This window comes from Kribbella aluminosa, from assembly GCF_017876295.1.
In the GTDB taxonomy this organism is placed as follows: Bacteria; Actinomycetota; Actinomycetes; order Propionibacteriales; family Kribbellaceae; genus Kribbella; species Kribbella aluminosa.
Genome location: NZ_JAGINT010000001.1, coordinates 1,097,836 through 1,111,808, shown reverse-complemented (window position 1 = coordinate 1,111,808; position 13,973 = coordinate 1,097,836). Strand labels below are relative to the sequence as shown.

The 13,973-nt window shown below is 67.5% G+C and carries 15 protein-coding genes and 1 pseudogene; 13 read left to right on the top strand and 3 right to left on the bottom strand.

The window, feature by feature from the left end:
- Positions 1–489: 489 nt before the first annotated feature.
- Entirely contained in the window at positions 490–1,113 is a 624-nt protein-coding gene (locus JOF29_RS05505) for a GNAT family N-acetyltransferase (protein WP_245357942.1), read from the bottom strand.
- 396 nt (positions 1,114–1,509) lie between these two features.
- On the opposite strand from JOF29_RS05505, the gene JOF29_RS05500 reads away from it, so the two are divergent.
- From JOF29_RS05500 to JOF29_RS05445, 12 genes and pseudogenes are all read left to right on the top strand, one after another.
- Positions 1,510–2,007: a hypothetical protein gene (locus tag JOF29_RS05500; RefSeq protein WP_209693145.1), complete on the top strand. Its 498-nt coding sequence runs from the start codon at positions 1,510–1,512 to the stop codon at positions 2,005–2,007.
- A gap of 528 nt (positions 2,008–2,535) precedes the next feature.
- Positions 2,536–3,678, top strand: a complete 1,143-nt coding sequence (locus JOF29_RS05495) for a hypothetical protein (RefSeq protein ID WP_209693144.1) — start codon at positions 2,536–2,538, stop codon at positions 3,676–3,678.
- Positions 3,679–3,859: 181 nt separating this feature from the next.
- Positions 3,860–4,253 (top strand): annotated as a pseudogene (locus tag JOF29_RS05490) (IS1380 family transposase); the annotation flags it as partial.
- A gap of 1,057 nt (positions 4,254–5,310) precedes the next feature.
- Positions 5,311–5,532 carry a hypothetical protein gene (locus JOF29_RS05485; RefSeq protein ID WP_209693142.1) on the top strand — a complete coding sequence of 74 codons (222 nt, stop codon included), beginning with the start codon at positions 5,311–5,313 and terminating at the stop codon, positions 5,530–5,532.
- 187 nt (positions 5,533–5,719) lie between these two features.
- The gene (locus JOF29_RS05480; RefSeq protein WP_209693141.1) at positions 5,720–6,238 is read left to right on the top strand and encodes a hypothetical protein; all 519 of its coding nucleotides are present in this window, start codon (positions 5,720–5,722) and stop codon (positions 6,236–6,238) included.
- Between the two features lie 178 nt (positions 6,239–6,416).
- Positions 6,417–6,953: a P-loop nucleotide/nucleoside kinase family protein gene (locus JOF29_RS05475; protein ID WP_209693140.1), complete on the top strand. Its 537-nt coding sequence runs from the start codon at positions 6,417–6,419 to the stop codon at positions 6,951–6,953.
- Positions 6,954–7,117: 164 nt separating this feature from the next.
- Positions 7,118–7,666, top strand: a complete 549-nt coding sequence (locus tag JOF29_RS05470; RefSeq protein WP_209693139.1) for a hypothetical protein — start codon at positions 7,118–7,120, stop codon at positions 7,664–7,666.
- A 367-nt stretch (positions 7,667–8,033) separates the two neighbouring features.
- Positions 8,034–8,288 (top strand): hypothetical protein, encoded by a 255-nt coding sequence (locus JOF29_RS05465; RefSeq protein ID WP_209693138.1) that lies wholly within the window; start codon positions 8,034–8,036, stop codon positions 8,286–8,288.
- Between the two features lie 82 nt (positions 8,289–8,370).
- Positions 8,371–9,279, top strand: coding sequence for an NAD-dependent epimerase/dehydratase family protein (locus tag JOF29_RS05460; protein ID WP_209693137.1), 909 nt, complete (start codon positions 8,371–8,373; stop codon positions 9,277–9,279).
- Positions 9,269–9,991, top strand: a complete 723-nt coding sequence (locus JOF29_RS05455; protein WP_209693136.1) for an LmeA family phospholipid-binding protein — start codon at positions 9,269–9,271, stop codon at positions 9,989–9,991. Before JOF29_RS05460 ends, JOF29_RS05455 begins: the two co-directional genes overlap by 11 nt.
- A gap of 75 nt (positions 9,992–10,066) precedes the next feature.
- Complete coding sequence (locus tag JOF29_RS05450; RefSeq protein ID WP_209693135.1) at positions 10,067–10,789, top strand: PadR family transcriptional regulator; 723 nt, start codon at positions 10,067–10,069, stop codon at positions 10,787–10,789.
- A complete protein-coding gene (locus JOF29_RS05445) occupies positions 10,786–11,553 on the top strand; it encodes a DUF1707 SHOCT-like domain-containing protein (RefSeq protein WP_209693134.1) in 768 nt (255 codons plus the stop codon). The genes JOF29_RS05450 and JOF29_RS05445 overlap by 4 nt, the downstream gene beginning before the upstream one ends.
- Here the strand turns inward: JOF29_RS05445 and JOF29_RS05440 are convergent.
- Positions 11,541–11,924, bottom strand: coding sequence for a VOC family protein (locus JOF29_RS05440; RefSeq protein WP_209693133.1), 384 nt, complete (start codon positions 11,922–11,924; stop codon positions 11,541–11,543). The two genes, JOF29_RS05445 and JOF29_RS05440, sit on opposite strands and share 13 nt — an antisense overlap.
- A 117-nt stretch (positions 11,925–12,041) precedes the next feature.
- On the opposite strand from JOF29_RS05440, the gene JOF29_RS05435 reads away from it, so the two are divergent.
- The gene (locus tag JOF29_RS05435) at positions 12,042–12,866 is read left to right on the top strand and encodes a PhzF family phenazine biosynthesis protein (RefSeq protein ID WP_209693132.1); all 825 of its coding nucleotides are present in this window, start codon (positions 12,042–12,044) and stop codon (positions 12,864–12,866) included.
- On the opposite strand, the gene lplAB is transcribed toward JOF29_RS05435, so the two are convergent.
- Positions 12,850–13,899 carry a lipoate-protein ligase LplAB gene (gene lplAB, locus JOF29_RS05430; protein WP_209693131.1) on the bottom strand — a complete coding sequence of 350 codons (1,050 nt, stop codon included), beginning with the start codon at positions 13,897–13,899 and terminating at the stop codon, positions 12,850–12,852. The genes JOF29_RS05435 and lplAB overlap by 17 nt on opposite strands.
- Positions 13,900–13,973 lie beyond the last annotated feature (74 nt).

Below are 13,973 nucleotides of genomic sequence, written 5' to 3'. Positions count from 1 at the left end.
GTAGTCCTCTAGCCCGGGGGCGTCGCAGATCTCGGCTTGACGATGCCGAGACATAAGCTGGATTGAGATCAGGGCCGCGGCTTGTGCGGCGCTTGCGGCTACGGTGGTGCTCTACTCGCCGTGCTGCGGGTCAGTCACTGAGCCAGCGCGGTACCTGCCGGGTCGAACAGACACCTTCTCGTTACGAGGAAGAACGACAGCATCCTCGTTACGAGGAAGAACGACAGCATCGCATCCGCTCTCTACAAGCGCCTCTAGCAACACGCCCTGGTCAGGCCGACCAGGCGCCGCCGGCGCCTTCTGATCCGTAGAGGCAGGCACGCTGATCGCCACCCGCTCGTCTGCGCTCCGGTGGTCGTCGACCAGGTGCTCATCGTCGCTCGCGGGTGCAGGTCGTTGGGGTCAGGTGTTGCCTTCGCCATGGCGTACATCCCCGACTCGTTGCCGTCGCCGAAAGACTCGACAAGCCGGCTCCGATCGCGTTGCACATCACGCTGGTTCGTCCGGCTCGCGCATCGCCCATTCGAGCGGCAGCGCCGCAAACCACATCACGTCGATCCGCTCACCCTGCCACACGCTGTGTGCGCGCATCGTTCCCTCGTGCACGAACCCCGCTCGGCGGGCCACCGCAGCCGACGCTTCATTGTCCGCCTCGACCGTCAGGAAGGCGCGAGCTGCGCCGAGCTCGAACAACCACCGTGTGAGCAGAACCACCGCCCGAGTCGCGTACCCGCGCCCTCGCGCGCCCGGCCCGATCCAGTAGCCGAACTGCGCTACGTCTGCCTGCGACCAGTCATCGACGCCGCAGCAGCCGACCAGGCCACCAGAGGCTGCGTCCGTGATCGCGAATGCAACACCAGATGGTGGCTCCGCCGCGACGAACGCCCGCCAGCTCGACGCGAACTCGTCGATGATCGCTTCAGCATCCTTGATCGAGAGCGGCGGAGCCGGTCGTCCGAGTCGGTCGTGGGGCCCGTTGTAACGTCGGATCGCTGGATCGGCGAATGCTTCCGCCATGAACCCGGCCTCAGCTCTCGACCAAGGTCGGAGAGTGACCACGCCATCCGAGAGCGACACGACCGGAATATCGGCATCCGCTTCACCCACGTCCATCGGCACCTTTCGCTCCGGTTTGACCCCACCACGTCGACCCCGGAGTTTACGCCGAGCCTCCTCTGGGGCTCACCGCCGCCAACCTCGGGTCCGCGCCGACGACGAGGACAGCGCAGCCAGCTGGCCACATGTCGAGCTGAGCTGACGACCTTCTCATTAGGAGTCGTCCGAGACGAGTACATGGCGGTCTGAGCCAGCCACTCTGCAGGCAGGACCCCACCGGCCGACGACCCGATTAGTACAGGTCCGTCCAGACCCGCCGCGCACGGGGCCGAGCGGCTTCAGCCGCTGCTTCATCAACGAAACGCAGAACCAGTCGGCGGGCGGTGACCTCAGCGGGTTCTACCTACAGCAGCGGATCCTCGGCGGCGACCCGTTCCAGGTAGCGTTCGCTTGATGACCACGCCACAGACTTACCAAATCGGGGTCTCCTACCATCAGTTCCTCCTGGCCCCGTTCGGTGGCGACAACCCCGTCGTCGACTCCAGCGGCCCCGTAGGCCCACTGCTGGCGCTCGATCCCCAGGTACCAGGCGCGCTCATCATCCTCACCGGCGGCACCGATGCCCCGGTCAATGTCACCGTCCACATCGTGCGCGAACCGCTGCCCGACCTTACCGCCGCCGCGGAAGGGTGGGACGTCGGGGAACAGGCCGCGATTCCGATCGAAGGCGACATACATCTCGTGCCATTGATGGGGGGCGGATCGGCACCGCTGATCTACACACCCACCGCGCCGGGCCTGCACCTGATCCGCATCCTTGCCCGAGGCCGCCGCACGCACCACGACGGCATCACAGACGGCCCGAACGAGGACTACGACATCACCATCACCCCCATCGCCACCGACCCAGGCAGGCAATCCACAGCCGGAGACGGCCTCTACGTCAGCTGACACGACCCAATCGACAAAGATGGTGACGCCGGCGCTCAAGCGCCGACGTCACGTCCAGCCTTCCCGGTGGCCGGCAAGGCAGCCAAATGGAGGCATCGCACAGAGCAACGGGTATTGACTGCTGTTATCTGGGTGTTGTCGAGTCCTCTGACTGCGGGTCGGCCACGATCGGGGTCTATGGCTCTGAGAGTGTTCTGTGACGTCGGATCTCCGTGAATTGTGACGGCACCTGCTGCTTGGGCCGGAAGTTGTCAGCGAATTTTGACGTCACTGACGGGGTTGTGGTGGGAGGATCGTTGTGCCCAGTGAGGGGGCGCAGCCGATGCCGCCACGTCTGTCGAAGGTCGAGTTGTATGCCCCCCCCCCCCCCCCCGGAGCCGTGTTTCGCGGGCGGGTCTGTCGAACAGGGCTTTGGAGCGCAAGTACGGAGTGGGCTGGCGCACCGTTCGGCAGGCGCTGAGTTCGGCGTGGCAACCGCCGCGGCAACCGTACGCACCTCGGCGCTCGAAGCTGGATCCGTTCAAAGCGGTGATCGACGAGAACGGCCTCAATCTAGCAGTTTCGCGCAATACTACTCGGCCGACAGTTGAGGTGAGCATATTGCGAACATGGAGAATACGAATAGCTGTTCTCGTCGCGATCGGAGTACTCTGCTCGGCCTGCGGCAACCAGGTCGCAACGAGTCATTCGGCCGCGAAGGCGACGGACTGCGTGGTACTGGAACGTTTGAACGCTCCGCCCTACTCCCTCGCCTTCGACAAGGTGAAGGACGCGTTATGGTTCCCGGTCATGGAAATCGGAGGCAAATCGAGCCTCCATCGCTATGATCTCGCGACTGGCCAAGACGTTCAGTATCCGTTGCCGGACTCCGGATACAACGGTCCTGTCACGACCACCGTTATCACCAGCGATGGCGCTGTATGGGTCAATCTTCCGTACGCTGTCGCGCGCTGGGATCCAATCCGAGAGACGATAACCACAACGTCGATCCCTGCGGACGCCGAAGGTCAGCTCCCTGGTGCAGTTGACACGACCCAGCCCCTGGCTGGCACATGGATTTCAACCCTCATTGCGGACGGCGACGGGGTGCTGATCGGCCGCCTCAACGTTCCCTATCTCCAACGGGTGTCCAGCGACGGCACAACGTCGAGAGCCTTTGACCTGCCGGCTGGGTACGAGGGCACCAAGAAAATCGCTCGAACGGGTAGCACGCTGATCGTGGCGCCAGGTTGGTTATCCGACGAGTCGGCAACAGACGTCCTAGCAATTGCGTCGAGCACAACAAAGCACACGAACGTTATCCCATTGAACGGTCTCTTCGATCTTGGCGGGACCATCGCCGCGCTGACTCAGAACGGTTTGGTAAAGGCCGACACTGGCGAACCCCTGTCGACGGTGCTCGTACCGGATCCCTCCGCGGATGCCTTGTTGGCACAGAACGGTGAAGCCGAGGTCGCGTACAGCCCATCCAGGCACACTCTGGAACGTGCCGTGGGAACCGAGGTTGCGACCCTTCAGTTGAACAGTCGCGAGGCACCTGCCGCTGGAGGAAATGGGACTGCTGATGGGAAAGCTTGGGAAGGCGTTACGGCGTTGGCACAAGCTGCTGATGCCACCGTGTTCGCCCTTCGCGCCAATGGGACCGAGCTGTGCGAATGGGCATCCGGGTAACGGCATTCCCGGCCGGCCGGTCGACCGACCGGCCGGGAGTCCGGCCGAGGAGCACCCGGCGGGACCCGCGCCACTAAACCTCGCTTTGCAGTAACGATGTGATCGCGGTGGTCGACACGCGGCCTGGCTGTAGAGAAGTGCCTTACCTGCAAAGGGATTCTGGACTTGCCTCGAGCTCAGAATGACCCGAGAGGGAAGGCAGTTCGCAGGTGAAGATACAACGACGCGTCCCGTGGTCAGGGTGACGGCTCATGGGCGGGGTGTCGCCTCGCATGCCAGGTCGCGGCTGCTCGCCGATCTGGCCGAGGTCACCGGTTTGTTCCATGCCTTCAGGGAGGCATTGAGCGGGCTTCGTCAGCGCGCGGTTCGAGGCATGATCCGCGTCCGGGTGCTAGTCGACCTCGCGGTGATGCTGTCCGATGGTGGCGAGGCGATCTCGGATCTGGCGGTGTTGCGTGACCAGCCCGATCTGTTCGGTCCGGTCGCCTCGACCGCCAAACCCTGTCGGGGACTTGGACAGCATCGACGAGACCGTCTTGGGTCGGTTGCGCCAAGCGCGTGCGGTGGCTCGGGAGCGTTACAACCGTCGGCACCGCTGATCCGTAGGAGCCTGCACGTGTTGCGCGACGGGGTGGTTGAGGTCAGATTGAGCCAGCAGTACTGCCCTGCAATGGCGGTTGTGCCGCTCCCGCCTGGCCGGACGGCGTATCGCTGAGCCCGTTGCCATGTGTTCTCGTTAGGGCACGCGGAGGGCACGAGCCCAACGGGAGGATCCAGCTCGGTCGCCGCTCCTGCTTCGGGCGTCGAAACCTCATGACTGTGCCGTACGCGCCAAGGACAAGCGCCGCCGCGAATCCGGCCACCATGACTAGGTCCCAATGAAGGCTGTCGGCGACGATGAACAGCATCAGGAGGGCCCCTGACCGTGCAGTACCAGTCACCGACGCGGCCGAGGCGGCGTGCTCCGAGACCGATTGACCACAGGATCAGGGCGCCGACGCTCGCGACCGTCCACACCCAGCCCGGCGCCCCGTGAGTCCGTTCGATCCCCGCCGACAGCCGCATAATTCCTGATCCTCAGCGGCGAGCCAGCTCGGTGGTCAGGAGTTGATTGCTGTTCACGGTTGTCCGGGGTCTGTGGGGCCTCAGTGATCGCGCCGTGGCGCATCTCCTGGCTGTCGAGTGATGCCGAACGGCACGATAGCGATGACCATGATGAGGCCGGCGACTGGCCACAGCCACTCAGGGGTGTCGGGCCAGGCCAGGAGTACGGCCGGAATGGTAAGGGCGATGGCGAGGCAGGCAGTGGCCAAGATGTCGACAAGGCGCCGCCTGGTCGGGCTTGCCTGGGTCTCCGGGTAAGAACTCTCGGGGGCATCGCCTTCATTGCTCGATGACGGTCTCTCGCCCAGTAGGTGACCAGGTTGGCCGCGCGTTCCTGGGCGATCTTGGGCTTCCACAAGCCCACGGCGGTGCAAGGGCGACCATCTCGCCGAATGATGACAGCCCCGTGCCTCGGAGCGGACCCGTCGCCGCGTCCCCCTAACGACTACCTACGAGATCGTCGTCCGCCAGGATCCGAAGGAGCTGAGCGCCGCCCTGACCGAAGGCGAAGCTGCTGCAGGATTCCTGATGGGCGGCAACCTTGACACCATTCGCTGCGGCATCGGCGCAGACCTGCTCAGCTTGGACGGCGGCATCCTGCTGTTCGAGGAGAACCATGGCCTTGGCATGGTCGACCGTCAGCTGACCCAGCTGATGAGATCAGGCCTACTCAACGGCCTGCGCGGTGTCGCCGTGGGCCAGATCACTGGGTTCGAGGATGACCGGAGCAACGGATGGACCGTAGCTTGACGTCCTCCGCGACCGCCTGGCGATGCTCGACGTTTCCGATCCTCGCCGGATAGCCAAACTTGAGGACGCCTTTTGTCCACAATCTGTCCAGGTCGGTTCGGAATTGGGTGTTCGTAAGACGTTCGGTCAGGTGCACAAGCTCAGCGAGGACCAGGTCTGCCCTGGGTGGACGCCTACCATGGTGGGCATGTGCGCTTCGTCGTACCCTGATCTGCGGTCGGTTGCTGACGTCGCTGCTGACATCGCCGGGGTGGTTCAGCGGATGACGCACGGGGAGACGCATGCCTTCGCGTTCGGGGACGGCGGCGTGCCCGAGGCCGTCATCGCGAGCTACGACCAGTACGACGACCTCAGCGGCGACGAGACCTTCGGCAAGTACCGGGACGTCGTCGCTCCCGAGGTGCTCGTCCGGCAGTTGCCGGAGATGGTGGAGGCGATTCGCCGCGGTACGTTCGGGCCTCCGGTGCTGGTGGGCAGCGGCGCCGAACCTGTGCTGGTGGTGATGTCGACGCAGCAGTACCGCACCTTGCGTGGTGACGACGAGCCGCCGCCGGGTGTGCTCGACGATCCGACGGTCCGCAGCTACGCCTCGGCGCCTACGCCAGGCAGCAAGCCGTTCAGCCTCGACGAGTGGGCCAAGGACGACCCGTTCACCCAGCAGATGCTCGACGAGATCCGCCAGGAACGCGGCCCGGCCGATCGCTGAGAACGACCCAGGACGACCGGTCCGGGTCCTGCTCCGTGTACGAGAGCACGCTGCGTGAGCTGCAGGTTCTTGAGACCGGGGCGTCGGTAGCCGATCCACCTCGACCACCTCCAAGCAGGCCGGCAACACCAGACAAAACCGCAGCGCGGCCAGTAGAAGTCGGCCAGAATCCCCTGTGATGAACAAGCCAACGTTGTATCTGACTGTCGGGTTGCCGGGGACTGGGAAGACGACCTGGGCTCGGGAGGTCGAGGCCGGGGAGGGGGCGCTTCGGTTGACCAAGGATGAGTGGATGAAGGCGCTGTACGGCGACGGTAATCCGGAGGCGGCGTCCGATGTCGTCGAGGGGCGGTTGATCGGGATCGGGCTGCGGGCTCTGGAGCTCGGTACGAACGTCGTCATCGACTTCGGGCTCTGGAGCCGGGACGAGCGGTCCGCGTTGCGGCAGGCGGCGGTGGACGTCGGAGCGGGGGTCGAGATCCGGTACTTCGACGTGCCACCGGACGAGCAGCGGCTACGTCTGGACAGGCGTTTGGCGGCCAGCCCGCAGGACACCTGGCCGATCTCCGACGAGGAACTCGCGAGTTGGGCTGCCAGATTCGAGGTCCCGCTGCCGGGCGAGCTCGACGGAAGTGATCCGATCGGCGACCCGCCGAGTGGCTTCGTCAGTTGGCAGGAATGGATCGCGTATCGCTGGCCGCCGGCCGTCACCTGAGCGGGGGCCGCTGCCGGGGAAGCGGGCGTACAGTGGTGGGATCCGGAGATTGCTGACGTCCCGCCTGGAGGCGTCGGCGGCCGGCCACCCTGAGGGTGATGTCCGTTGAACATCCACGCAGATCAGGCGGCGCCACGACGGGCCTCGGCCGAAGATTTCCGGCAGTGAGCGAGCCGGCTACGTCGTCCGGTCCCGACTCCATGCTGGAGCTGACGATTCGAACGGCGGGCGCTGTGCGTCATGCTCCACGGCTGATGCGGGCCTGGATGACCGGCACCGAGATCTGCGTGCGTGACGACGCCGGGATGCTGGTGTGGCTCGCGACGCCCAGAGAGGTCGCTTGGGTACACGGCGGTCAGCTCACGGAATCACTGGCACTGCACGATCGTGACGTCGAGGACATAGCGGTGTGGGAGCCGGCAACGGAGGTGGCGGCGCTCCGCACGCTGCGGACGGCGACGTTGTGGCTCGGCTCGGATCGAACGCCCGACCGCGGAGCGGGAGCGGAGCAGCTGTACGAGAGGGCGGTCGAGTGGTTCCACCTGCCGCACCCTCGGTTCAGGAATCTGCGGATCGCCCGCGATCTCCGAACAGGCACGGTCCTGCACATCAGCGGCACGAACTCCGTGTACGGCGATCTGCTGGTGGAAGTCACGTCACTCGAGGTCCTGCCTCGGGAGCGGGCCCGCTTCCAGACGGAGCTCCAGCTCTGAGCGGTTCGTCGTACTCCGAGGAGTAGGGTGGTAAGACTCCGGAACGATGGCACGCCAGGCGGTTTGTCGGGAACCGGCAGCCGATGAGGCGATGCCCGATGGCTCTCCGACCACTCTCCGTCGCACACGGCATCCAGCATCGCTCCGTAGCGGATCAGGACCTTCTGCAACTGCTCGCGAGGGTCGCGTCCGCGCGCGAGGCCGTTCGGCAGGGCCGCGGAGCGCCGTCCCGGGACGATGCTTTCCGTAGGAACTGCGGCCAGCTGGCCGCCTCGCTGGTGGCCTACGCAACAGCGCTGGAGCACTACCGGCTGCCTGTGCCCCCCGACATTCGCGACGAGCTCCGGCTCCGGCGACGGTTGCTGTCATGACCGGGCCGGGGGAGGTCACCTACGAGGAACGCGCGTTGCAGGGCCTCGCTGTCCCTGGCCACGTGTTCGTGCTGACCGGTGCAGGCTGGCGTCCGGGATGGTTGATCGCGCGAGCGCACGGCTCGGGCGGCTGGACCGGCCTGGTCCAGTACGAGGGCGGCAGAGGGGAGATCACGGAGTACCTGGCCGCGGACCATATCGCCTCTCCCGACACGTGGGTGGCGAGCGATCCGGCCGCGCTTGCCGAGTGAGACCGGGTTGCTGAGCGGCCTCTCAGCGGTGTGCCACCGTCCGATCGGTACTGTGTGAGCTGACCGGACGGAAGGGAAGCGCGTGCACGTCGTTGTGGGTGCCGGCGCGGTCGGGAGTGTCGTCGCACGGCTACTGCTGGCGCGCGGTGAGCGGGTTCGGGTGCTCACCCGGTCCGGCGCCGGACCGGACGCGGCCGAACTGGTCGCCGCGGATGCCAAGGGCGGCCTGACGCAGTACGTCGACGGCGCCACGGCGATCTACTCCTGCGCGGGACCGGCGTACAACAAGTGGACGACGGAGTGGCCCCCGCTGGGTGCTGCCCTGATCGCGGCGGCTGAGGCGTCCGGGGCGGTGCTTGTCACCACCGGGAACCTGTACGGGTACGGGCCGGTCGACGTACCGATGACCGAGGACCTCCCGCTGCGGCCGAGCACCGTGAAGGGGCGGGTCCGGGCGCAGCTGTGGAACGAGGCGCTGACCGCGCACGAGGCGGGGCGGATCCGGACGGCCGAAGTCCGCGGGTCCGACTACCTGGGCGCCGGCGCGGTGTCGCCGTTCAGCGTGACCGTGCTGCCGAAGGTGGTCGCCGGGAAGCGCGGGATGCTGCCGGGCGACCCCGACGCGCCGCACAGCTGGACGTACGTCGGCGACGTCGCGCGGACGCTGATCGCCGTCGCGGACGACGAGAACGCGTGGGGCCGCGCCTGGCACGTACCGACACCGGAGCCGCTGTCGGTACGCCAGCTCGCCGCCCGCGCCGCCGTACTGGCGGGTGCGCCGCCGGCGCGGGTCGCCGCGATGCCCGCGGCGGTACTCCGGCTAGCCGGATTGGTCGATCCGGCCGCGCGGGAGATGGTGGAGATGCAGTACCAGTGGCAGCGGCCGTTCGTGGTCGACTCGACCGCGGCTACGGTTGCCTTCGGCATCGAAGCGGCGCCGACCGACGACGCGCTCCGGGAAATGATCAGGAAGGGCAGTAATGAGTCCTAGCAGGCAGGGCCGGGGTTTGCGCCGGCTCGTCGTGACGCTGGTGGTACTGGCCGTGGTGCTGGTCGCGGTCGACCGGATCGCGGCGGTCGTCGCGCAGAACCAGCTCGCGTCGATGGCCCAGAAGGAGGCGGCGAAGTACCAGGTGCGCTCCGCCGACACCTCTGTGAAGATCGGCGGGTTCGGGTTCCTTCCGCAGCTGATCAAGCAGGACTTCTCCAAGGTCACGCTGACCATGGGGAAGCCGGCGTTCGCGAAGGTCCCGGGTGAGAAGCTGACCGTCGACATGAAGAACGTGCACGTACCGCGGTCACTGCTGTTCGGCCAGAGCGGCACGGTCACCGTCGGCACCACCGACATGCAGGTGAGGCTGTCGCCGCGGGAGCTCGGCCGGCTGGCCGTGAAGACCACCCCCGAGCTCGCCGGGCTGTCGATGGTCGCGGAGGGCGGCAAGCTGCACGCGAAGCTGGCGTCCAACGGGATCAACATCGACGTACCGGTCGAGCCGCAGATCCAGAACGGCAAGATCTCGCTCACGCTCGGACAGCTGTCCAGCTCGATCCCGTCCGCGATCGCGAACGGGCTGAAGAACCAGCTGGCCAACGGGATCCAGCTCCCGCAGCTCCCGTACAACGCGCAGCTCACCCAGGTCAGCATCCAGGACAACGCCGTGGTGCTCTCCGCGACGGTGAAGGACCTCACCTTCACCCGCTGACTCCCTTGGGTTGCGATGGTTCGCGATATATCGTCGAACTATCGCAATCACATTCGTGAGGGACGGGTGGTCGAGATGACCGGATCGGCGTACGCCGCGGGATTCCCGTGGCAGGACTTCGTACGGCAGTTCGAGCGGCAGGTCGGGCGGAACTGTGCCGCCTTCGACGACATCAAGGACGAGTTGCGCGCGGCGATGACCGGTCGCCGCGGGCACCGGGGACACGGCGGGACCCAGCAGGGGTTCGGGCCGCAGTGGGGGATGTTCGGCGGCGGGCAGATGTTCGCGCCGCCGTGGGGTCCGCCGCCGCCACGCTGGCGCGGTCCGAAGGCGCGGCGCGGTGACGTCCGCGCGGCCATCCTCGCCGTGCTCGCCGAGCAGCCGATGAACGGCTACGGCATCATCCAGGAGATCGCCGAGCGCAGCGGCGGCGGGTGGAAGCCGAGCCCCGGCTCGATCTACCCGACGCTGCAGCAGCTCGAGGACGAGGGCCTGGTGACGGCGGACGCGGAGGTCGGGCGGCGGACGTTCCGGCTGACCGATGAGGGACGCACGTACGTCGCCGAGCACCAGGACGAGGTCTCCGCGCCGTGGGAGGCGATGAGCGCGCCGTCCGGTGACGACGAGAACGGGTTCAAGCCGCTGTTCGGGCAGGTCGCGACGGCGATGTGGCAGGTGCTGGCGAGCGGTACGCCGGAGCAGCAGGCGAAGGCCCGGGAGGCGGTCCTGGAGTTGCGGCGGAAGCTGTACGGGATCCTCGCGGACTCCGACGGCGACAGCGAGCAGGACCCGTCATGAGCTCCGCCGACCGGGATCGCCGACGCCGAGGCGGTCCCGCCGGCCGCCGCCGGCGCGACTGGCAGGGCTACGGGCCGAGCGAGGGCTGGAACGGCTGGTTCGACGACCCGAGCGGCCGCTCCCGCGAGCACAACTGGGGCGGCGACTGGCACGCCCGCGGCTGGGCCGGCGACTGGCGAGCCACCGCGTGGAGCGAGCCCACGGACGGCGACCCACGCAACAACACGTTGAACAACCAGCAGTCGAACAGCTCCGCGAACGACGGTTTGTGGGACAGACCTGATCCGCGGGCGAACGACGGCTTGTGGGACGGACCTGATCCGCGGGCGAACGACGTACCGCGGGATGGGCGGGATTCGCGGGCGAACGACGTACCGCGGAAGCGGGTGCGGATCGGGGATGCCGAGCGGGACCAGGCGGTTGCGATGCTGAGTGAGCACTTCGTGGCCGGGCGGTTGACGCAGGCCGAGTTCGAGGAGCGGAGCGAGCAGGCGACCAAGGCGCGGTACGCCGACGAGTTCGGGCCGCTCTTCGACGAACTGCCGAGGACCGGAGAGCTGCAACCCGTCAAGGCCGGCCCGCCGAACCTCCGCCGCCGCCCAGGCCCACCGCCGGCGTTCCTGATGATCGCCCCGTTCCTGATGATCGGCCTCGTGATCAGCTCGGTGGCGCTCACCGCACCGTGGCTGCTCTGGGGCGTCTTCTGGATCGTGATGCTCAGCGGCATCTCCCGCGGCCGCTGGCAGCAGCACTACCGCCGCTGACGAGCCCGCGGAATCTCCTCCGCGAACTCCACGACGAACCCGTCAGGATCGGCAACGTGGACCGTCCGGTGACCCCACGGACGGTCCGCTGGCCCGCTCAGAACCTCCGCCCCCGCGCCCCGCAACCGCGCGAAGCACTCATCCACGTCCTCCACCATCACCACGACCTCCGCACCCGCCCCCGGCGTCACCCCGCGCCCGGTCAACCACTCCGCCCGCCGCCGCTCGTACAGGCCGAACCGCACTCCGCCCGTGTCGAACTCCGCGTACCCGGCATCCGTGAACTTGTACGCGAACCCCACTACGTCGCGGTAGAACCCAACAGACGCCGCCAGGTCCTCGACGTACAAGATGACGTACCCGATCTCCATGCGCAGGACCGTACGCCGATTGCCGGAGACGTGTGCCGGCGCGACTGCTCGCGCATCCGGAGGTGTGTGGGGATTCCGGAGGCGCAGCTGGACTGGACTCGGTGATTGGATGTCCCTATGACGACGGTGCTGCGGTATGCGGCCTTCACCTCTGACCCGGCTGGTGGCAACCCCGCCGGAGTGGTGCTCGACGCGCATGAGCTCGACGACGCCGCCATGCAGTCGATCGCGGCCGATGTCGGGTACTCCGAGACCGCGTTCCTCACCGGGCCGGCGGCCGACGTACAGCCGGTGCGTTACTTCTCCCCCAAGGCCGAGGTCCCGTTCTGCGGGCATGCGACCGTCGCGACCGCCGTCGCCCTCGCGGAACGCGATGGCCCGGGCGAGATCGTCTTCTCGACGCAGGCGGGACTCGTCCCGGTCAGCGTCGACGCGGACCTGCGCGCCACCCTTACCAGCGTCGAGCCGTCCGTCGAGGACGCCGACGACGTCCCCGGCGCGCTCGCCCTGCTCAACTGGTCCCCCGACGACCTGAACCCTGACTTGCCGCCGCGGATCGCGTACGCCGGTGCCCGCCATCTCGTGCTGAGTACGGCGACCCGCCGGCGCCTGGCCGATCTCGACTACGACTTCGACGGCCTCACCGCGTACATGCTCGACCGCGACCTGACCACGCTGCAGCTCGTCTGGCAGGAGTCGCCGACCGTCTTCCACGTCCGCGACCCGTTCCCGGTCGGTGGTGTGGTCGAGGACCCGGCGACCGGTGCCGCGGCGGCCGCGTTCGGCGCGTACCTGCGCGAACTCGGCCGCGATCAGCCGACGATCACGCTGCACCAGGGCGACGACCTCGGGCGGCCGAGCCTGATCACGGTCGCGCTCCGCCCGGACGACCGGCGCGTGCGCGTGAGCGGTAACGCCGTACCGATCACGGCACGCGGGTAAGCCACTCCTCGGTGCCGAACTTCGCCGCCACCCGCTCCTCGGCGAGCGCGACGGTGTCGCCGGAGATCGCGCCGTCCGTCAGCCCGTAGCGGTTCCGGAACGTCCCAACCATCCGCGAGATCACCTCCGCCCGCTCGAGTCCGGTCTGGCTGCGGAGCGGGTCGACGCGCTTGTTCGCGCTCGTCGTGCCCTTGTCGGACAGCTTCTCGCGGCCGATCCGCAGTACGTCGAGCATCTTCGAGGCGTCCATGTCGTACGCCATCGTCACGTGGTGCAGCACCGCGCCGCCGGCGAACCGTTTCTGCGCGGCGCCCGCGATCTTCCCGGCCGGCGAGGTGATGTCGTTGATCGGCTGGTACGTCGCGGCGATTCCGAGATCGTTGAGCGCACCAATGACCCAGTCGTCGAGGAACGCGTACGACTCGACGAACGACAGGCCGGAGACCAGCGATTCCGGCACGTACAGCGAGTACGTGATGGTGTTCCCGGGCTCGACGAACATCGCGCCGCCGCCGCTGATCCGGCGTACCACGGTGACGTCGTGCCGGTCCGCGCCGTCCAGGTCGACCTCGTTGCGCACGGACTGGAAGCTGCCGATGATGACCGCGTTCGACGCCCACTCCCAGACCCGCAGCGTCGGCGGCCGCTCCCCCGAACCGACCTGCTCGGTCAGTACCTCGTCGAGCGCCATCTGCAGCGCCGGCTCCCGCGGTACGTCGTGCACGAACTGCCACTCGTGGTCACGCCAGCCGGTCGCCCCGGTCAGGGCACGCCGTACGGCGACCGCGACGGCCTCGGGTGAGAACCCGAGCATCTCGACGCCGTCGCCGAGTGCACCGCGCACCCGCGCCGCGATCTGCGCGGCGGCCGTGTCGATCTGCAGCCCCGCGAGCGCCCCGTTGATCCGCTCCAGCGCGTCGTCCGGCTCGAGGAAGAAGTCCCCGGAGATCTGCGCCGACCGCACGCGGTCCTCCAGCACATCCAGATCCGCTACGACCAGCTTCCCGCCCGGGACCTTGTACTCACCATGCATATCCAGGGACAACTCTCGGCAGCCACAGGTTGTTCCGTGAACGCTGGGCAGCGGGCGTTTCCGGACGGATACTC